General features: G+C 58.0%; 20 protein-coding genes, 1 tRNA gene and 1 pseudogene. 10 read left to right on the top strand and 12 right to left on the bottom strand.

Annotated features, from left to right (window positions below; translation table 11 throughout):
• Nucleotides 1-9: 9 nt before the first annotated feature.
• From HJC00_RS07640 to HJC00_RS07630, 3 genes are read right to left on the bottom strand one after another with little or no spacing between them, the layout of a single operon-like run.
• Nucleotides 10-2,103: a hypothetical protein gene (locus HJC00_RS07640; protein ID WP_221134811.1), complete on the bottom strand. Its 2,094-nt coding sequence runs from the start codon at nucleotides 2,101-2,103 to the stop codon at nucleotides 10-12.
• Nucleotides 2,103-3,674 carry a terminase gene (locus tag HJC00_RS07635; protein WP_221134810.1) on the bottom strand — a complete coding sequence of 524 codons (1,572 nt, stop codon included), beginning with the start codon at nucleotides 3,672-3,674 and terminating at the stop codon, nucleotides 2,103-2,105. Before HJC00_RS07635 ends, HJC00_RS07640 begins: the two co-directional genes overlap by 1 nt.
• Nucleotides 3,640-4,107, bottom strand: a complete 468-nt coding sequence (locus HJC00_RS07630; protein ID WP_221134809.1) for a terminase small subunit protein — start codon at nucleotides 4,105-4,107, stop codon at nucleotides 3,640-3,642. The genes HJC00_RS07635 and HJC00_RS07630 overlap by 35 nt, the downstream gene beginning before the upstream one ends.
• Nucleotides 4,108-4,708: 601 nt before the next feature.
• On the opposite strand from HJC00_RS07630, the gene HJC00_RS07625 reads away from it, so the two are divergent.
• The 3 genes from HJC00_RS07625 (at nucleotide 4,709) to HJC00_RS07615 (ending at nucleotide 5,461) form a co-directional block, all read left to right on the top strand.
• Complete coding sequence (locus HJC00_RS07625) at nucleotides 4,709-4,891, top strand: DUF3606 domain-containing protein (RefSeq protein WP_221134808.1); 183 nt, start codon at nucleotides 4,709-4,711, stop codon at nucleotides 4,889-4,891.
• Between the two features lie 162 nt (nucleotides 4,892-5,053).
• Nucleotides 5,054-5,188, top strand: a complete 135-nt coding sequence (locus HJC00_RS07620) for a YHYH domain-containing protein (protein WP_221134807.1) — start codon at nucleotides 5,054-5,056, stop codon at nucleotides 5,186-5,188.
• Nucleotides 5,189-5,209: 21 nt separating this feature from the next.
• A complete protein-coding gene (locus tag HJC00_RS07615) occupies nucleotides 5,210-5,461 on the top strand; it encodes a hypothetical protein (RefSeq protein ID WP_221134806.1) in 252 nt (83 codons plus the stop codon).
• A gap of 384 nt (nucleotides 5,462-5,845) precedes the next feature.
• On the opposite strand, the gene HJC00_RS07610 is transcribed toward HJC00_RS07615, so the two are convergent.
• The 5 genes from HJC00_RS07610 to HJC00_RS07590 form a co-directional block, all read right to left on the bottom strand.
• The gene (locus HJC00_RS07610) at nucleotides 5,846-6,529 is read right to left on the bottom strand and encodes a transcription termination/antitermination NusG family protein (RefSeq protein WP_221134805.1); all 684 of its coding nucleotides are present in this window, start codon (nucleotides 6,527-6,529) and stop codon (nucleotides 5,846-5,848) included.
• Entirely contained in the window at nucleotides 6,526-6,813 is a 288-nt protein-coding gene (locus HJC00_RS07605) for a hypothetical protein (protein ID WP_221134804.1), read from the bottom strand. The genes HJC00_RS07610 and HJC00_RS07605 overlap by 4 nt, the downstream gene beginning before the upstream one ends.
• A 3-nt stretch (nucleotides 6,814-6,816) precedes the next feature.
• Entirely contained in the window at nucleotides 6,817-8,418 is a 1,602-nt protein-coding gene (locus HJC00_RS07600) for a bifunctional DNA primase/helicase (protein ID WP_246826473.1), read from the bottom strand.
• 192 nt (nucleotides 8,419-8,610) lie between these two features.
• A complete protein-coding gene (locus HJC00_RS07595) occupies nucleotides 8,611-9,384 on the bottom strand; it encodes a DUF1376 domain-containing protein (protein ID WP_221134803.1) in 774 nt (257 codons plus the stop codon).
• 231 nt (nucleotides 9,385-9,615) lie between these two features.
• Nucleotides 9,616-9,885, bottom strand: coding sequence for a hypothetical protein (locus tag HJC00_RS07590; protein ID WP_221134802.1), 270 nt, complete (start codon nucleotides 9,883-9,885; stop codon nucleotides 9,616-9,618).
• A gap of 92 nt (nucleotides 9,886-9,977) precedes the next feature.
• Here HJC00_RS07590 and HJC00_RS07585 point away from each other — a divergent pair, with 92 nt between their 5' ends.
• Nucleotides 9,978-10,754: a helix-turn-helix domain-containing protein gene (locus HJC00_RS07585; RefSeq protein ID WP_221134801.1), complete on the top strand. Its 777-nt coding sequence runs from the start codon at nucleotides 9,978-9,980 to the stop codon at nucleotides 10,752-10,754.
• A 312-nt stretch (nucleotides 10,755-11,066) separates the two neighbouring features.
• Here the strand turns inward: HJC00_RS07585 and HJC00_RS32975 are convergent, their stop codons facing one another.
• Nucleotides 11,067-11,546 (bottom strand): Arc family DNA-binding protein, encoded by a 480-nt coding sequence (locus HJC00_RS32975; RefSeq protein ID WP_221134800.1) that lies wholly within the window; start codon nucleotides 11,544-11,546, stop codon nucleotides 11,067-11,069.
• Nucleotides 11,547-11,653: 107 nt separating this feature from the next.
• Here HJC00_RS32975 and HJC00_RS07575 point away from each other — a divergent pair, with 107 nt between their 5' ends.
• The 6 genes and pseudogenes from HJC00_RS07575 to HJC00_RS07550 all read left to right on the top strand — a co-directional run.
• A complete protein-coding gene (locus HJC00_RS07575) occupies nucleotides 11,654-11,827 on the top strand; it encodes an Arc family DNA-binding protein (protein WP_221134799.1) in 174 nt (57 codons plus the stop codon).
• 99 nt (nucleotides 11,828-11,926) lie between these two features.
• Nucleotides 11,927-12,256, top strand: a complete 330-nt coding sequence (locus HJC00_RS07570) for a hypothetical protein (protein ID WP_221134798.1) — start codon at nucleotides 11,927-11,929, stop codon at nucleotides 12,254-12,256.
• A 54-nt stretch (nucleotides 12,257-12,310) separates the two neighbouring features.
• A complete protein-coding gene (locus HJC00_RS07565; RefSeq protein WP_221134797.1) occupies nucleotides 12,311-12,619 on the top strand; it encodes a hypothetical protein in 309 nt (102 codons plus the stop codon).
• A complete protein-coding gene (locus tag HJC00_RS07560) occupies nucleotides 12,616-12,885 on the top strand; it encodes a hypothetical protein (protein WP_221134796.1) in 270 nt (89 codons plus the stop codon). Before HJC00_RS07565 ends, HJC00_RS07560 begins: the two co-directional genes overlap by 4 nt.
• Nucleotides 12,878-13,540 (top strand): hypothetical protein, encoded by a 663-nt coding sequence (locus HJC00_RS07555; RefSeq protein ID WP_221134795.1) that lies wholly within the window; start codon nucleotides 12,878-12,880, stop codon nucleotides 13,538-13,540. The genes HJC00_RS07560 and HJC00_RS07555 overlap by 8 nt, the downstream gene beginning before the upstream one ends.
• Before the next feature lie 128 nt (nucleotides 13,541-13,668).
• Nucleotides 13,669-14,718: pseudogene (locus HJC00_RS07550) on the top strand (recombinase family protein); the annotation flags it as partial.
• A gap of 30 nt (nucleotides 14,719-14,748) precedes the next feature.
• Here the strand turns inward: HJC00_RS07550 and HJC00_RS32360 are convergent.
• The 3 genes from HJC00_RS32360 to mnmA form a co-directional block, all read right to left on the bottom strand.
• Nucleotides 14,749-14,979: a hypothetical protein gene (locus HJC00_RS32360; RefSeq protein WP_246826472.1), complete on the bottom strand. Its 231-nt coding sequence runs from the start codon at nucleotides 14,977-14,979 to the stop codon at nucleotides 14,749-14,751.
• Between the two features lie 244 nt (nucleotides 14,980-15,223).
• Nucleotides 15,224-15,300, bottom strand: a tRNA-Met gene (locus HJC00_RS07545).
• A gap of 136 nt (nucleotides 15,301-15,436) precedes the next feature.
• The gene (mnmA, locus tag HJC00_RS07540) at nucleotides 15,437-16,636 is read right to left on the bottom strand and encodes a tRNA 2-thiouridine(34) synthase MnmA (protein WP_221163830.1); all 1,200 of its coding nucleotides are present in this window, start codon (nucleotides 16,634-16,636) and stop codon (nucleotides 15,437-15,439) included.
• Nucleotides 16,637-16,765 lie beyond the last annotated feature (129 nt).

Genomic DNA, 16,765 nt, shown 5'->3' with positions numbered 1-16,765 from the left:
TCAAACCTCTTACTGGTAGGCAGGCTGTTGCGGCGCTGCTGGCTGCTGAGCGGCCTGGAACTGCTGCATGGCCTGCATCGCCATATCGCCGCGAGCCTGCTCGACGGTCGTGCGGTGTTCGATCTCGGCCTGGGCGACCCCAAGCTGGGCTTTCCGCTCCTCGGCGCCGGCCTTCACCTGTGCCGTCTTCAGATCGATCATCTGCTCCGGCGTGGGTTCAGGCGGCTGCTTCGGTGCCGTTGCTGCCTGGGCGAGTTGAGCGCCCACCTGCTCCAGAGTGTTTTCCAACTGACGGCCGGCACGGAAGCCACGCGCTGCGAACAACAGCGTTTCGACCATCACGGGGACAAGCATGGGCTGCTGCTGCGCGATGGCGCCGGCCTGCTGGATAAAGCCGCCCACCATCTGCACGAACTCCATGCGGCGCTGCTTTTCCGCGTCCTCGTCGGGCTCAATTGTCGAGTCCGTCTCGATATCGATCCTGAAGCCGCGAACGCTGTCATTGCGAAGAAGCTGAACAACCTCGTCAATCGACGGCTGCTGCATCATCTGCGCCATCTCAGGCGGGATCGGCGGCTGCGGTGGTTGCGGAGGCGCAGGCTGCCCCATCTGCTGCGCGCGCATCGCCGCCTGCTGGGCGGCCATCTGAGCCTGCTGCATCTGCATTTGGATTTGCTGCTTCTGCGCCGTCGTCAGCAACTGGATACCCGAGACGAGCATCAGAGTTTCGGGTTGGAACTGATCGCAGATGATCTCCCCGGCAATCGCCACAACGTCACGGGCGAAGCGGGCAAGCTCTGCCTGGCGGTCACGGATGCGGATCGAACCCCACTGGCTTTTGATGCGCTGCGCCGTCGCCGTCTCCGAGGCTTGGGTGTCACCGCGCACGATGTCGCTAATACCCGTGATCTGATAGACGTCTTCGATTAGCTGCTTCCGCGCCTCGATGCAGGCAACGATGACCTTCTGCACATCGTCGATCGGTAAGGTGACGATGGCCTTTGAGCCACCCTTGTCCGTGAATGCCGTCCATTCCGGGATCGGAACCATGACCGTGTCGTTCTCCGGCCGCATCGCCTTTTCGATTGCCGGCGATACCGAGCCATCCCCTGAGGGATAGAAAATCTTCAGGCGCAGCTGATCGGTCAGCTTGTTGATGCGCTTGGTGAGGATGTCGATCTCGTCGCACTGGCCCTGGTAGTAGACGTAATCAGGCACCGGTATGAGCGAGCCGGTCGAGAGCGTGCCGAATGCCGGCCGCGGGCAAGGCCAGAAGCCCTTTAGCCTCAGTGGTGGTTCGGATACCTCGAGCGCGGCGGGGCAACCATCGGCGATCCAGACCGTGTAGTTCTCGCTTTTGCACCAGATCTCCCAGACATAAATCTTGCCCTCGTTCTGGGCCCGCTCCGTCTGGTTAGTGCCGTGATTGGAGCCGGCGCCGTCCTTGGCAAGCGAACCTCGTCCATCGGGAAACCGCTTGTCGAACTCCTCATCGGTCATGGACACACGACGGGCGACCCAGGTGACATCCTTCCAGCGCCGCGCCGGCGAATGCAGGAAGTCCGACCAGTGCACGTAGTCGATGCACACCCGCTCATCGGTGATCTGCTCCATGGGAGAGACATCATCCGGCATTCCCGGTGCATCGGACGGCTCTACACCCATGTCCAGCGGTTCGAAATCCGCCTCATAGCGGAGCCAGACCGTGCCCCTGGCGCAAAGCAGGAAATCATCCCTCACCGCTCGCATCACCGAGTCCAGATCGGCGTCGTCTGCGGTGAACGCAAGATTGCGCTCAACCAGTTCCGAGCCCATGCGGGCCACAGGCTGGGAGTCCTTGAAACGTCGCTCGACGACGGGCTGCGGTACCCGGGCATAGACGGCCGGCTGCAGTACCGAGACATTCGCCCAAAGCATCGGGAAGCGGCGCTTTGCGCTCTGCTGGTCTGACTGCTGCAGGTAAATCTTCTCGATCTTTTCGCAGCGATCGACCCATGTCTTGAAATAGCGCTGAGCCCGCTCAATTTCCTGCTGCCAGTGCGCGCCAACCTTCGCCAGATCATACTGGTCACCGGCCGGCAATGTCGTGGCTTCTGCGTCCATCAAACGTGCTCGCTATAGGTCGGTGTGGAGTTGACGAAATCGTTGAACGTCATTGTCTGGAACGTCGGCAGCGGCTTAGGTTCGGGTTTCAGCGGTTCGGCAGCGAGACCGGTGAAGATGATTGCCAAGCCGCCGAATGCGTCGGCGCCGTGCGATGCCCAGTTGTGAAGCGGCTCATCGCGGAATACGCCTAGATCCTCGTCCCATTCTTTCCGGTAGTTCCGCAGGCACTTCACGCCTTGAGAACATCCAGCCTGGTCAAACTCGACCTTTGCCAGGATGCGCCGCGTACCGTTGATGCGGTCATGGACATAGGCCCGCTCGACCTTCCGGACAGTGCCGAGGTTTCGAGCCTTGACCTCCTGCAGCATGATCTCGATGCGGGTCATGCCGCCGCGCGTCCATTCCCTCACGCGGATATCGTGCGGCATGTTGTGGACGCCGTAGACGTAACCGTTCTCTTTGGCGCGACGCTCCAGCTCGTCGAGCATTCCATCCATGCCCGTGCCGGTGTGCTCGAAATAGCCGATCATCCGAACTCGGCTCGGCAGCACCTGAAAGAGCCATACGCTGTTAGTATCATCCATGCCGATGTCGGAAATGGTGTGCACCGGATAACCAGGCACATGCGGGAACACGCCTAGACGCTCCTCAGCATCCACCATCGCCATCTGGTCGGCGTAGTAGGCGCCTTCGACACTGGCCTCGAATGCTTCGGCCGGCGTCGACGGATATTCCCGTTTCATGTCCCCGAGCTGCGTCTCAGCCTTCTTTACGTACCAAGCTTTCTGCCCGTCCGTCAGGTCGATGCCTTGCCCCGCCAGACCGCGGAAGTACTTTGCGAACGCATCGGTGATGATGACGCCTTCGGGCGCTATCGAGTATTGCGGCTCCTTCCACCACGGGAAGAAATGGAACTTGAAATCCAGCGGCGTCAGCGCCGCGGCCTGCCGATGCTTCACCTGGGCATCTTCGCAGAGATTGTAGAAATGTCCCTCCTGCCCCTCGGCAGTGCTTTCGATGAAGACCAACTGCCCGGCCTGCACGGTGTTCAAAGCGCCGGTGCGCACTTCCCTCGCCTTCTCCGGATACTTGGCGCAGAGCTTCCCGTATTCGGAGATATGCAGGTACTGGAGCGTTCCCGATCGAAGAGACGTGCCAACACGAATGCTCGAATTGTTCGCCAGCAGCAGTTCGCTCGTATTGTCTCTGACGATCGGCACCGCGGCGCGAATGCCCTCGGGCAAGCTGTCGTACGGAAATTTCACCTTGTCCCGAAAGATGGTCTGCGCATCCCCCAACGTGTGGGCGATGGTGCCGGCGCGGATATCCTTGTTGAACACACAGGCGTCCAGCATGAAGATCTGGATGAATGTGGTCAGGCCGAGCTGACGTGCCTTGAGCAACACGTTCAGATAATGCATCTGCTCGAAGAACGTCATCTGCGCCCAGTTCATTTCGAACTTGACGCGCTTCCCGCCCTTATCCGTGATCCAGTAGAGGTTGTTCAGCCGCCAGCGCCAGTCCGAGAACTGATCAACCGCCGTTTGGAAGTCCGCGCGTCCGGCCATTGATCGCATCCAACAACTCAGCGACACCGCTGGTCACGCCATGTTCAAGCTCGACCTTCGAGCCGTACTTCTTCGGCTTCAGCTTCTCCGCAATCCACTGACGAGTGGCGATCCGGAGCTGTGAGCGGCGAAGCGCCTCGCCATTTTCGACCCAGCGCGTTTCTTCGCCGAAACTCCGCTCCATCCAGTCGTTCGAACCGTCGTCGGCAATCTCGACCATCTCGTCGACGAAGCCGTCAGCCTGGATCTCGCGCGCCTGCGCATACTTGGTCCTGAAATCGGCTATGTCGTCGTCAGCGAGCCAAGCGAGGATGGTGGATTTCCCTGGCATCGTCTCATCGCGGCAAATCGATCGGAGGCTTTCGCCATCAGCGATCCTCTCGCATATGATGCTTGCCAGAGCCTGGGTGTACTTGGTGGGTCTGCCTGTCATGGTCCTGCCTTCTGATCGGCTGGGCTATTTCGGATGCGAGCGATGATGTGAGATGCTCCAGGGGGCCCCGATTGCTTCCTTTGAACTGCATTCTAGAGGAATGCCCATGCAAGAGCGGCGACGGCTGCAAGGCAAAGCAGCAACAAAACTGCGCGCTCGACCCTCTCATTCATATCGTCAACCATGCCGGCAGCGAGGCGAGCGCAAACATTACTGCCGCCAATACAAGAAGGCAGAGCCACACAAGCAGCACTCGGAAAGATCGAGGTAGCGCGGCCCCGCCAGCTTGCAGTCGATGCGCAAGGCTTCCTCTTGGGGGAACGTCGAATTTCCCTTCACCTTCGCTTTGTCGACCGTCGTGTGCGTCAGACATTCAAGCAGCCCCAGCAGAAATTTTCCCCGACAACTGCAACGCCGGCACCTTAAATGCCGGAATGAGTGATCATTGGTGAAACGCGGAGCGAGCCTGATTGTTTGAATCTAGAAATCGACGGTCTCTTGTTGCCACATTCGCTACATTGCTTCGGCAATAGCCACTTGCCTTTCAGCAGATCCGCGCAAATTCATTTGAGGGAGAGTCAAGCAACCACAGGAGGATGGAATGGCCGACAACAAGAAAGCACTGAAGCAGGACCGCAAAAGGGTCTCCGCGGAGCAACCTTATGAGCTTAGCTATTTCCGAAAAAAGCACGGCCTGACAGTTGACCAAGCGAAGGACATCATCAAGAAGGCCGGCAACGATAGAGACAAAGCCAACAAGCTTGCGGAGCAGCAGAAGAAATAGGCCCTCCACCTACTTATCCTGAAACGAAACCAACCAAAGCTGGTCGCCGATCCGCTGTTAACTATCGTGTTGAAAACGAGTCCCGTAGGTTGAATTTCGATCGACTTCTAGTCGAACGCGTGCATTACTAGAAGATGTAAATACATCCGGGGGGATCAACCAATGAAAGCCTTCAAAATCGCTCTCGCAGCGACCGTATTCGCTTTGTCTGCAGCCAGCGCTTTCGCCCATGGCGGCGGCCTCGACAGAAATGGCTGCCATACCAATCACAAGACCGGCGATTATCACTGCCACTGAACTTTCAGTATGGAGATCACGATGGCGTTCAGGAAGCTCAACGACCAGACGGCCGACTTCGATACGCAAATCGTGATCTCCGTTCACAACAACGACGGCAAGATCGAAGCGAGCATGCATCATCCGTTCGAGAACTCGTCGAGGATAGGTCTCGAACTGTCTGATGCTGTCGACCTCGCTCTCCACCAGCAGCAGATCACGCCTGGCCATCCGGAAATCGTCGTCATCGACGAAGACAGCGTCTGGCCTGCATCATTCACGCCGTTGAAATGACAGACACGGAGAAGCAGCTTGAACTGGTCCAACGATAACTGCCCTATCTGCAATGAGGGCGCTCGTGAAGCATTGCCGAGAATCGGCGACTTCGCCGAGTTCTCTTGTGACGATTGCGGGCGCTTCAGGATCACCGGGACTGCGCTGGAGACAGCTCGTCTTGAACGAGATGAGTCAGTGAGGCGTGCTGCCCTGGAAAAGGCAAGGCAGCGATCGGCAATGGACGGCTCTATGCCGAAGATCACATCTTACGATTTTTAGATTGATGCAAACGGACGCATTTCTTCCATCGTGCGGATTGCTGCTTATCCGCGTGGACCGGCGCTCTGCGCACTGAACATCCACAAATCAGTGCGCAGAAGATAACCGCTAGATTATGATTTCTCAAGCCCTTTGCCCGAGATTTCCTAGCGTTTCCATTGTTTCGGTTATGAATGCACGAGAGGAAGGCGTTCCCAGGCTCGTTGAGAGGTGTCCCCCCAGCTCCGTGAACTGAGCTCTTCGAATTCGACGAGTTGAGGCCTTCCCGCGACGTCCGGGCTGCTCCCGTTCGACTTCTTCTTCTCGCTGCCGGCGAGCGCGAGCCAGCAGGAAGTTCTGTTCCTGCTCCCACTCGATGTAGCGGAGGCGGTCGATCGTCTCCTGAGGAAATGCGAATGGCATGGGCCGTTGTTCCAACGACTTGGTGAAGCGCAGGATCTTGCTCACGCCGTCGACCTCTTCGACCTTGCGGAAATCATCAGGCCCGATGTTGATGAACAGGTAGCCTACGAAGGTCGGGAAGCGGCGCTCGATCCAATGGCCTTGTCGATGATGGCGGACCTCGATCCGGTAGCTTGGCATGAACGCTTCGAATCCCTCGTTGCGAAGGTTCCGCTCGATAATGCTTTCGCCCTTTCGGTCGTGCCCTTCCCGGATTGACGGGCAACGTTGCGCGCCTGGTGCGGTCTTCACTGCAAACCACGTCTCAACCGGCGCGAATCGCCTAGCCTCCCCTTTCCTTGCCTTAAGGAACTCAGTTTCTGAAAGCGCTTCAGCGTTCGGGCGTCCTGAAACTCTCACGTTCATGCCAGCCTCTTCTTGATCAGGTTGCGACGCTCGGGCGTCATCCGCACATATGACGGACGCCAGTTGATCGGGTTTGGGAGGTAGACGCGCCTGGGCGGGTCGATCTGATACCAGTTGCCATCGGCGTCGAGGAAGAACTGCAATCCCTCTGCAGCGAAGTGACCGGCCATGTCGTCAAAGAGTAGGTCGCAGATCAGCCCGGTTCCGCGAGGCGCCGTTTGCATCGGACGCCAGGGGTTTTCCCGGTCGTGCGCTTCGCGCTCCTGTCGTTCCTTGATGGTCATTTTTTAGTGCCGATCCTTTCCTTGATAGGCGTTGGATTTAGGTTTCGGTGGCTGATAGTCAGCCTCGCCACGAACTGACTTCCAGAGAGGGGCGAGCCCGTTCAGAGACTGGTATCCTTCGATCTCGGGCAGGTACTGCAGCGTCACGTCACCCTTGCGGCCCGACCAGGAGAATCGAGCCTTCTTGACCCAGACGACGGTTTCGTTCAGCGCCGGATCGGGAACATCGATCACGACACCATGGTCAGGCTTGTTGTACCAGGCGGCCGATCCCTCGATGTCGTACATGGTCGGAGTTCTGGCTTCGCCGCCTTTGCCAAGATCCTTGGTGGGATGCGCGACGACGATCGCCAGCACACCGTACCGAAGTGCAAACTTCCTGATCTGCCGGAGCGCGCGGTTGATGTATTGCGTCTCGCTCTCGTTTCGCGGCCTGTAATGCTCGACCTCGTTCCAGGGATCGATGACCAGGACCTTGATCGAATATCGCATGACCGCGTCCGCGGCGCGCTCGAGCAGCCATTCCAGCGTCATATCATCGTCAGTCTCGCCGGTCGGATCGGCATCGATGAAGACAAAATGCTTCTGGATAAACACGTCAGCTTCGGCGACAAGGTCTCGCGTCCATTGCTTCGTTTCCGTTCCGGTAGTCGCCAGACGGAGCTTGAAGCGAAGCGCCGGCACAGTCGGGATTTCGAAAGATGCCACGCCTACGCGCCAACCGTGGGCACGGGCGAGGTTGACGCAAAGATTCATGGTCCAGGTCGATTTGCCGTGGCCCGGAATGCCGGTGACTACCAGCAGCTCGCCGAGCCAGAGCTGAAGATAGGGATCGAGGTCCGGCCAGCCCGTCGAATAGGTTTTCGGCTCATCGAGCTCCGGATAGTCCGAGAGCAGATAGATGCCCTTGACCGGATAGGGCTTGGCTTCGGTGATGACCCTGACGACCGCATCAGCGCCATGACGCATTTTGACGTCGTTGAGATCCTTGCAGCCTTCCGGATAGGTCACAAATGCGCATCGGGCCGCACCAAGACGGCGAACCAGTTCCGCCGCCAGCCGCCGGCCCGGCGGATCGTTGTCGACAGCGAGAATGAACCGCTTGATCCGCTTGATGCGGTAACGGTTGTTGAAGACGAACTCGAACTTGCCGTGACTGTCGTCGTCAGGAACGGCATCCTCGAGCTGGTCGGGATTTTCACCTTGTGGCACGGGTGGAGCGCCATCAGGCACGCTTACCGTGGTATGAAATCCGCAATCGATCGCCGTTAGGCCATCGATCTCGCCCTCGGTGATGATCAGCGATTTGTGCCCTTCCTCAAGGGCTGGATCATCCATGCAGTCGGCGTTCCAGAATGTTTTGCGGCCGCCCTTCCGCTGCCAGAACTTCTTCCCGGGTGCCCGGTACTTCTCGCCCACGGCACTGCCGCCGTCGATGAACGGGAAGACGACAATGTTGCCGGCGATGTCGGGCTCTACCACGGTGCCGCCGTCGTCCATGGTGACGACTCTACCCGTATAGGCTCCGGAAAGTTCGGCGACCGCCGGGTCGATCTGCCGGTTTTGAAAAGCCTGGACGCCCACCGGGCCTAGCTTGTTCGTCAAAGTAGTCGCCTCCTTGGAAGCCGCAGTGATGGCAGTTGAACTGGACGCCTAGGCTGTCGATGCGAACCGAGAGACAAGGCTCTCGCTTGTTCCGCCTCGACGCTGAGCACTTCGGGCAAGTGGTTTTCTGATTTCCGGTTACGATCCGCCGAAGGCGAATGCCGTGCTTGTCGAGAATGTCGGTCGGAGTTTTCATATTCGAGGATCAGGCCGTCGCTGACCTCCTCCGCGATCGCGAACTGCTGCGGCCGTGGCGACCCGCTCGACGGCCTCTCGTTCCTTTTTCGCCAACGCTCCGCTGACGGCAGTGAACCAGCGCTTGCCCTTGGTGCCCGCCCACTCGTCCAGGGCCCATAGCTCCGCCTCGAGCGAGACATGCGGGAATGCCTTCCGCCACTGCTCCAGGTTCGCCTCAGTTAATCGGATTGCCTGAGCTTCGAAGGCAAAAATCTGAGATTTGGAAGGGTCGGCGGCAACAACATCGTCAGATGTTGTATTATTTTCTATTCCCTTCTCTTCCCTTCCCTTCCCTTCGTGCTCTGTTACAGAGTCAGTGACATTCCCTGTCACAGTGTCTGTCACAGAAGACTGACGTTGACGTTCTCGCGCCTCCCGAGCTGCCGCAGTGCGCGTCTTGTTCGTGCGAAGCTTGCCGACAGCCTCCGTGGCAAGCTCTATGACAGTGCTGTGCCATACTCGTCCGTCGCGTCGATCCCAACCCTTGAGGATGTCGTCCTTCAACTCTTCCCATTTCGCCGGCGAGCACATGGCGGCATCGGCCAAAACATCGTCGTCGTCCTCGATGCTGCCGGCCGGGATCTCGTGCCAGGCACGCATCCAAAGGTTCATCAGATAAAACGCGATCTCCGGATTCCGCTTACAACGAAGCCAAGCCTTCGACCTCCGCAGTCGCTCGATCTGAAGCGGCATGTACGGGAGGCATTGCACATCCAGCTCATCGCTCATGGGTTGATCTGCCTCCGGAACCGCGATGTCTATTTCCGGGGAGGATCGCCACTTTTGGGCGAGATAGCAGGTCGACCGATCCCGGCGCCGGCCGGTCCGTAAAGAGGGCGATGAACGCGCGCCAAGCCAACGCGGCGGCGCGCCCGTCCTGAAAGCTGAGAGACCTATCGGCGTTAACCTTCGCTAGACGGTAGGATTCCCACGCAGCGGTTTGCTCTTCCAACGTTGCGGTCATACTAGTTCCGCCCGCCGGTGGCCGGTCTCAGCCATCCATTTCATCAGGCCGAGAGGCATCTGCCTTCCGGCAGGCCAATTTTCTGCAAACCAAAGCATGACCTCATCATAGGTGCGCGCCGTGAATGTCTTGGAAGTGTCTTTGATACGTGAAAAAAACGCCGCGTCGTTTTTAACGCGACGGGAAACCGTTGATAAAGCGCATCCGCACGCTTTGGCAAAAGCGGACGCGGTGTCGAGCAAAGTAGAGCGAAGTTCGTTTTCCATCCATTAACGTTAACGGAAAAATCATTCGCCATCAAGCCGGCGGCTGATTTTTCGTTCTGGATTTTTCATTCGATCCGTTTGATATTCCAGTCATGGAAAAAGAACCAAACACGCTCGCAGACCGCATAAGGCACCGCCTTGAAGTCCTAAGGAAAAGTGCTGCGGCCGTCTCCTTGGAGGCCGGCCTCGGCAGATCTGCTGTTCAAGATATTCTTGCTGGAAATTCAACTAGCCCGAGGTTGGACACTATCCAGAAGCTGACAGGCCCTTTGCAATGCTCGCTTAGCTATCTTGTCGGCGGCACAGAAATCGCAACGACATCGAAAGATCCTAAACAGCCATTTCGCGACCTTAGTTTGTTGCCAGCGGTCCGAGATATCGAGAGCGGTGTCTTTCGCGCCCGTATTCCCCTGGAACACCGCTCATTTGAAAGAAACCTAGAGTGGGCATTGGATAAGACCCTTGAGGAGCAGCAGTACCCGGTTGCTACGGATCTTCGCCTGCCGAAGTTCAGTGTATTTCCTTATCGGCTGCTCGATCATTCCCTGGAAAACATCGGAATCTTCAAGGGCGACATCTTGATGGCCGCCAGCGGCTTCGGAGATCAGTACGACCTGCGGAATGGGCAGATTGTCATCGTCGAGCACTCCTTGGCATCTCAAAACCTGGATGAATGGATCGTTCGCGTGGTCGAAGAGAGCGATGAAGGCTTCCGATTAGTGCCAAAATCAAAAGACCCGGTCTACCGATCGTACAAAATTCCATCCACCACGTTTGGAATGGAAAATGCTTACAGTTCTGGCGAGGGAGAATCGGTTTCTATCCACGCCATTGTAACAAGCATCCATCGTGAGCTGAGCATCATATGACTGAAATTTCAGTCACAGACAATTGACGCCTGAAAAATCATTCATTAAGATACACCCATCTTAAACGATGGAGTGCACATGCAGCAGCTCACTTCCAGACCCGCGATGTCGAGCCGGGAGATCGGAGATCTGCTGGAAACCCGGCAAGTCAGTGTCAAGCGGACCATCGATCGGCTCGCCGAAACGGTCCTTGTCAGGTTTACGTCGTCGGTGGAAACTGCTCATGAAGGCGCCGCGCCGCCTGTTCTTGCTAAGGCGAGGTCGAGCGAGCGCGACAACGGTACGCACAACCTGCGTACCCCTTCCCGACAATCAGCTTTCGTCGTCCGAACCTGCCCGTTGCTTTCGAAAGAAATCGAGGAGAGCGAACCATGCGTCTTCTCTGATTCGCGACGGCGACACCTGGGGCGTGAAGACAGCAGCGTCGATCTTTTCAATTGGCTCCTCGAGGGCAGATGCAATGGCGTTCAGGTTGGTCATTACTTCGGGCCACGAAATTGGAACAGCCCCAGCATCCAGCGCTACGTACAGCACATTCTTCTTGGCAAGCATCTGAAGAAAATGGTTCACTGTAGACGACGATGCTTCGTAATTCTGACTGACCCTTTTGAACTCGGATCCAAAAAAATTGGGATCGAGCGAATTTTCAAGGCGATGGACAATCTCAGCATTCATGCTGCGGCCATTGGCGTCCGCCTCCTCTCGGATGGCATCGCGCATACCTGCCGGCAGGCGCAGCATGAACTTATCTTGCTCCGAAACTGGGTCTTTCGAAATCGTGCTCTTGGCCATAATCGGCCTCCAATCAACACTTCTATATTAATGATGTCATAGTGCTACATCGGCATTGACGGCAATGGTAGCACTATGACATATTAACCTTAACGAAGGAGAAGAGCGTGAATCGGGGATTGAAGAAAGTAATGCTGCGGCTTCCGCACGAGGCCAAATCCTTCGTCGAAGCCGAAGCCAAAAGAAACCAAAGCTCGCAGAACAGTGAAATCATCCGCTGTATCGTTGAGCGCATGGAGAAGCTCCAAGCCGCCAAATTGCCGGTCTTGGCCCAAAAATGAAAACGGCGATCTAACGAGGTTGCAGCCTCGATGATCGCCGAATTCGAAAGACTACCGCCTGGCAGCGGAAATCAACGTCCACACCTTGGAGATTTGGACATGGGAAGTCATAGCACGAAAGATGCGACGTCTTCAATCGCCCACACCGCCCAGAAGATCCACCTGATGGTGGTCGTGGCGAACTGCGCAATTGAGCTCGACGCATACGAAGCCAACGTCAGCACGAAAAAGCAGGTGCTGCGCGAAGCCTACGCCGATTGGAAGGAGACCCGCGGCATCGCGCGCATCGAGCGAGACAGCGACGAGTGGAAGGCGATGATGGGCGACACTCACGGAGCCTATCAGAACCTCGTCTACGCCAAGAAGAACGAGGCCAATGCGCGCCGGCGCCTCAAGACGGCCGTACGCAACTTCCGGAACTGCAACTAACCAGCGACCGGCGCACGTTGCGCCGATCTCCCAAACATCACTGGAGATACGATCATGCCGAACATGAAAACGGCCGCTGGCGAAGCTATGCCGAAAGTACCGCCTACCGACGCCGAGATCATCAGCGCGTTCAGAGACCTCGAACACGAGATCTGCTGCCTCAACCACATGACCGACATTCTTGCCGACCTTCTCGACGACCAACTGGTCCCGATGGAAACGAGAGGCAACGACGCGCTGATGATCATGCTGACAAAATACCAGCTTGAGACCCTGAGCTTTGCCTGGAACGACGTCTCCTTCCGGGCGACACGGGTCCGAGATGCATTTTACGCCGCGGGTGAAGGGGAGATGATCCGATGAAGCCCAATGCAAACCTCAAACCTTCCGACCTCGTTTACGAGCTTGCCGACCTTGAGCGGCTGCTGGACACAATCCGTAATTTGCTGGTCGAGGAGGTCGACTACAGGCTTCCTGATGGGGGGCGGAATAACCCGCTCGATCGCGTCACCAGTCTCATCAACATCGCACACTTCCACGTGGCGCACGTGGCTGTGGGGATCGAACACTTCGACATTCCCGGCGCCTACGTATCCCGGCGGGAGATGGAGGGCAGCTCCAATGCTTAAGTCTCCTCATCCAGCCGTCGATCTTTCTTTCATGCGGCCCAGAACCCGCGCAGAGGGTGGCGGGATCGAATACTGGAACGTCCAGACCGCCGGCGATTATTCCGTCACGGGCAACTATACCTGTGATTCCGCGAAGGGCCGCAGTCTTGCCCTCGAGTATCTGGAATACGTCGGCGAACATCCGACTGTCGGCAATGCTACCCTTCTCGGCAACATCGTTCTGGATATGATCGCAAAGCAGGCGGCGAAGGGGCTTGTCCTGGGGTTCATGAGCGCGGTCAACGACTATTCCATGACTGTCGCTCGCATAGTCGCCGGTAAGATCACAACAAACAGCGCACTAAGTCCTTCGCTCACGCGAGCTATCGAGGATTGGCGCGCGGCGGATACCCGGTTCAGCAATGAGATGAAACTCGACCCCGGCCATGACAACGATGAGCTCTGGCAAGCGAAGGAAGACGCTGAGACGGCAATGTTGAAAGAACCATGCCGATCGCTCGATGATGTCCGGGCGAAAGCTGAGATCGCGTTGCGCGACGAAAACGTCTTCGACAGCATCGCCAACTGCACGATCGGCAGCGAACATGCGCTGCGCATCTTCCTTCGGTCGCTGCTTGGTGACGAGCGGACCCCTGTGGATAACGGGGGGAACTAGGCCATGGAGGCCCCAAGCCCCCTCATCGAACTGGTTAAGGCGCTCGCCAGGAGGCGGGCGCGACTTGACGCCATTCCGCCCGAGCCCGCTAATGAAAACCTCTCAGAGGAAAAGCAGGCAACAAAACAATGAAATGCGCGGTACTCTACGCTCGCTACTCGACCGATTTGCAGAACGACAAATCGGTCGAGGATCAGTTCAGATTATGCCAGGACTTCGCCGGCCGGCTGGGCGCCAAGGTCATCAAGCAGTTTTCGGACAAGGCAAAATCGGGCGCTTCGATGTTTGGCCGCCCTGGTCTTGCTGATCTCATGACAGCCGCCGAACGCGGCGAGTTCGATATCCTGATCACCGAATCCACTGATCGCGTGTCGCGTGACATTGCCGACCTCGCCCACGTCCACAAGGTGCTGAAATTCCGCAACATCGAGATGCAATGCGTCAACGGCGGTCTAATGGATACCGTCCAGATCGGCATGTATGGCATCGTCGGACAGATGCAGCGCGAGGAAGGCGCCCGCAAGGTAAAGCGCGGCATGACCGGCGTCGTGCGCTCTGGCCGCAATCCCGGAGGCAAGGCTTATGGATATCGACCGATCGCCGGCCAGAAGGGCGAGTTGGAGATCGTCGAGGAAGAGGCGGCCATCATCCGCAGGATCTTCGACATGTACGAGGCTGGGATTAGCGCGCGCACTATTGCAAAGGCGTTGAATGACGAGCGTGTGCCGGCGCCCCGCGGCAAGCAGTGGAACGCTTCGACCATCAACGGCAACAGCAATCGCGGCAACGGTATTCTTCGGAACCCGATCTATTCCGGCCAGATCGTTTGGAACCGAGTCCACATGGTCAAAGATCCTTCGACCGGTAAAAGGGTGTCCCGGATCAATGACGATTCGGCGGTCGAGACAATCGACGCCCCTCACCTTCGGATCGTTGATGACAGGCTTTTTCAGCTCGTGAAGGACAGTAAGAAGGAACGAACTGGAGTGGCCGCGCGGACTGCGCCCAAGAACAAGAGGCTGCTGTCTGGTCTGCTACGCTGCGAGTGCGGAGGATCGCTGTCAATCATCGGCGCCGATCGGAGCGGGCCGCGCGTACAGTGCACCGTAAACAAGGAATCGGGCAGTTGCTCCAATGATGCCCGCTATTACGTCGAGAAGATCGAACGCGATGTCATTGACCGGCTGCGGGTAATGTTCGCTGACACCTCAATCATCGACGCCTACGTCGAAGAATACAAAGCCGAGAGCAAGCGGATAGCCGCGGAGCGTCGCAATAGTCGTGGCAACACTGAACGGGCGCTGGCGGACGTCCAAGACCGGATTGGCCGCCTTCTCGATCAGGTAGCCCGAGGAACGATTGAAGAAGAGGACGTTCTGTCGATGCTGCCCCCGATGAAGGCAGAGCGCGAACGGCTGAAGAGTGAACTTGCCGCACAAGAGCCGCCGTCGAACGTGATCGAAATCAAGCCGAAGGCGGTGACGAGATTTCGGGAGGATGTGGAAAGCCTGGCCGAAATCCTCAAGGAGCGAGGGGCAGAGCCAACGGTTGAAATGGCGAGAGCCTTCAGGGATGTCATCTCAGGCATCATCGTTTCCCGAAGGAAACCGGGAGAGGCCTACCACTATGAGATCAAGGGATGGCTTGAAGGAATTGCCGGACCAGACTTGTCGTCTGTTTTGTTGGTAGCGGAGGAGGGATTTGAACCCCCGACACAAGGATTATGATTCCTCTGCTCTGACCTACTGAGCTACTCCGCCACTGGTCAAACGATACCTGCTCGCGAAGCGCTGCGGGCTCGTGGGATGAGCGGCTTATAAGGTGCGCTTCGGCTTTGTGTCAAGCGCAGGATGGAGAAAAACGCTGAGCTTTGCCGCCCATCGTTTCTGATGGGTTTCAGGCAGCGACGGGGCCGGCCAGCAAGGCCTTGAGCGAAGCTTCGGCCGAAGGTTCGCGTTCGGAGCGTTCGATGAAACCGCCGCCGAAGACACGGGCGTCGTCGCCGGGCGCCGAATAAAGGGCGCAGGCCTGGCCGGGCGCGATACCCGCCTCGCCGACGGTCAGATCGACATAGGTGCCGGTGGCATCGACATGCAGTACGGCAGGCGCCGGTGCCCGCGTCGAACGGACCTTGGCGTAGCAGACAAAACCGCGGCCGGAAGCGGCCTCCGCGAGCGGAACGTCGCCCAGCCAATTGACATCGCGCAGATAGACGCGGTGCGTTTCCAGCGCTTCCTTCGGCCCGACGATGACGCGGCGTGAGCGGGCATCGAGATAGACGACATAAAGCGGTTCGCCCGTGGCGATGCCGATGCCGCGGCGCTGGCCGATGGTGAAGTGCAGGATGCCTTCATGGCTTCCCAATACGCGGCCGTCGAGATGGACGATCTCGCCGGCGAGCGCCGCATTCGGCTTCAGCTTGGTGATGATGTCGGAATATTTGCCCTGCGGCACGAAGCAGATGTCCTGGCTGTCGGCCTTCTTCGCGACAACGAGCCCCATCTCTTCGGCGAGCCTGCGGGTTTCGGCCTTCGGCAGGCCGCCCAGCGGAAAGCGCAGATAATCGATCTGTTCCTGCGTCGTGGCGAAGAGAAAATAGCTCTGGTCACGGTCGGCGTCGGCCGGCCGGAAAAGCGCGCGGCGGCCGGGCTTCTCATCCGAAGGGTTCGGTCGCGAGCGGATATAATGACCCGTCGCCAGCGCATCGGCGCCGAGCTCCTTGGCGGTCGCCAAGAGATCGGCAAACTTGACGGTCTGGTTGCAGGAAACACAAGGGATCGGTGTTTCGCCCGCCACGTAGCTTTCGGCGAAAGGATTGATCACCGTCTCGCGAAAACGCTTTTCATAATCGAGTACGTAATGCGGAATGCCCAGCGTTTCGCAGACGCGGCGGGCGTCGTCGATGTCCTGGCCGGCGCAGCAGGAGCCGGCGCGGTGAACAGCGGCGCCATGATCGTAAAGCTGCAGGGTGATGCCGAGCACGTCGTAACCCTGCTGTTTGAGAAGGCCGGCCACGACGGAGGAATCGACGCCGCCCGACATGGCGACGACGACGCGGGTCTCTTCCGGCTTCTTGTCAAAATCCAGTGTGTTCAACGGCGGTGCCAAATTCTGCGCGCTCATAACCCGCCCTTGCGCTGCAATTGCGGCGGATTGCTGATCTCAGGCGGGATCGGCCGCCTTTTTCGGTAGGTGACCGATATAGAAAGGATTGTATCGCGACGC

Origin of the sequence: Rhizobium sp. NLR22b, assembly GCF_019685295.1 — a bacterium.
GTDB lineage: Bacteria > Pseudomonadota > Alphaproteobacteria > Rhizobiales > Rhizobiaceae > Rhizobium.
Note: the sequence above shows the minus strand (reverse complement) of the source record. Positions and strands in the feature narration are given on the sequence as shown.

What these genes read in the sequence shown, in the direction of transcription:
- HJC00_RS07640 (WP_221134811.1), bottom strand. Translation starts at nt 2,103, where the DNA reads ATGGACGCAGAAGCCACGACATTGCCGGCCGGTGACCAGTATGATCTG.
- HJC00_RS07635 (WP_221134810.1), bottom strand. Translation starts at nt 3,674, where the DNA reads ATGGCCGGACGCGCGGACTTCCAAACGGCGGTTGATCAGTTCTCGGAC.
- HJC00_RS07630 (WP_221134809.1), bottom strand. Translation starts at nt 4,107, where the DNA reads ATGACAGGCAGACCCACCAAGTACACCCAGGCTCTGGCAAGCATCATA.
- HJC00_RS07625 (WP_221134808.1), top strand. Translation starts at nt 4,709, where the DNA reads ATGGCCGACAACAAGAAAGCACTGAAGCAGGACCGCAAAAGGGTCTCC.
- HJC00_RS07620 (WP_221134807.1), top strand. Translation starts at nt 5,054, where the DNA reads ATGAAAGCCTTCAAAATCGCTCTCGCAGCGACCGTATTCGCTTTGTCT.
- HJC00_RS07615 (WP_221134806.1), top strand. Translation starts at nt 5,210, where the DNA reads ATGGCGTTCAGGAAGCTCAACGACCAGACGGCCGACTTCGATACGCAA.
- HJC00_RS07610 (WP_221134805.1), bottom strand. Translation starts at nt 6,529, where the DNA reads ATGAACGTGAGAGTTTCAGGACGCCCGAACGCTGAAGCGCTTTCAGAA.
- HJC00_RS07605 (WP_221134804.1), bottom strand. Translation starts at nt 6,813, where the DNA reads ATGACCATCAAGGAACGACAGGAGCGCGAAGCGCACGACCGGGAAAAC.
- HJC00_RS07595 (WP_221134803.1), bottom strand. Translation starts at nt 9,384, where the DNA reads ATGAGCGATGAGCTGGATGTGCAATGCCTCCCGTACATGCCGCTTCAG.
- HJC00_RS07590 (WP_221134802.1), bottom strand. Translation starts at nt 9,885, where the DNA reads ATGGAAAACGAACTTCGCTCTACTTTGCTCGACACCGCGTCCGCTTTT.
- HJC00_RS07585 (WP_221134801.1), top strand. Translation starts at nt 9,978, where the DNA reads ATGGAAAAAGAACCAAACACGCTCGCAGACCGCATAAGGCACCGCCTT.
- HJC00_RS32975 (WP_221134800.1), bottom strand. Translation starts at nt 11,546, where the DNA reads ATGGCCAAGAGCACGATTTCGAAAGACCCAGTTTCGGAGCAAGATAAG.
- HJC00_RS07570 (WP_221134798.1), top strand. Translation starts at nt 11,927, where the DNA reads ATGGGAAGTCATAGCACGAAAGATGCGACGTCTTCAATCGCCCACACC.
- HJC00_RS07565 (WP_221134797.1), top strand. Translation starts at nt 12,311, where the DNA reads ATGCCGAACATGAAAACGGCCGCTGGCGAAGCTATGCCGAAAGTACCG.
- HJC00_RS07560 (WP_221134796.1), top strand. Translation starts at nt 12,616, where the DNA reads ATGAAGCCCAATGCAAACCTCAAACCTTCCGACCTCGTTTACGAGCTT.
- HJC00_RS07555 (WP_221134795.1), top strand. Translation starts at nt 12,878, where the DNA reads ATGCTTAAGTCTCCTCATCCAGCCGTCGATCTTTCTTTCATGCGGCCC.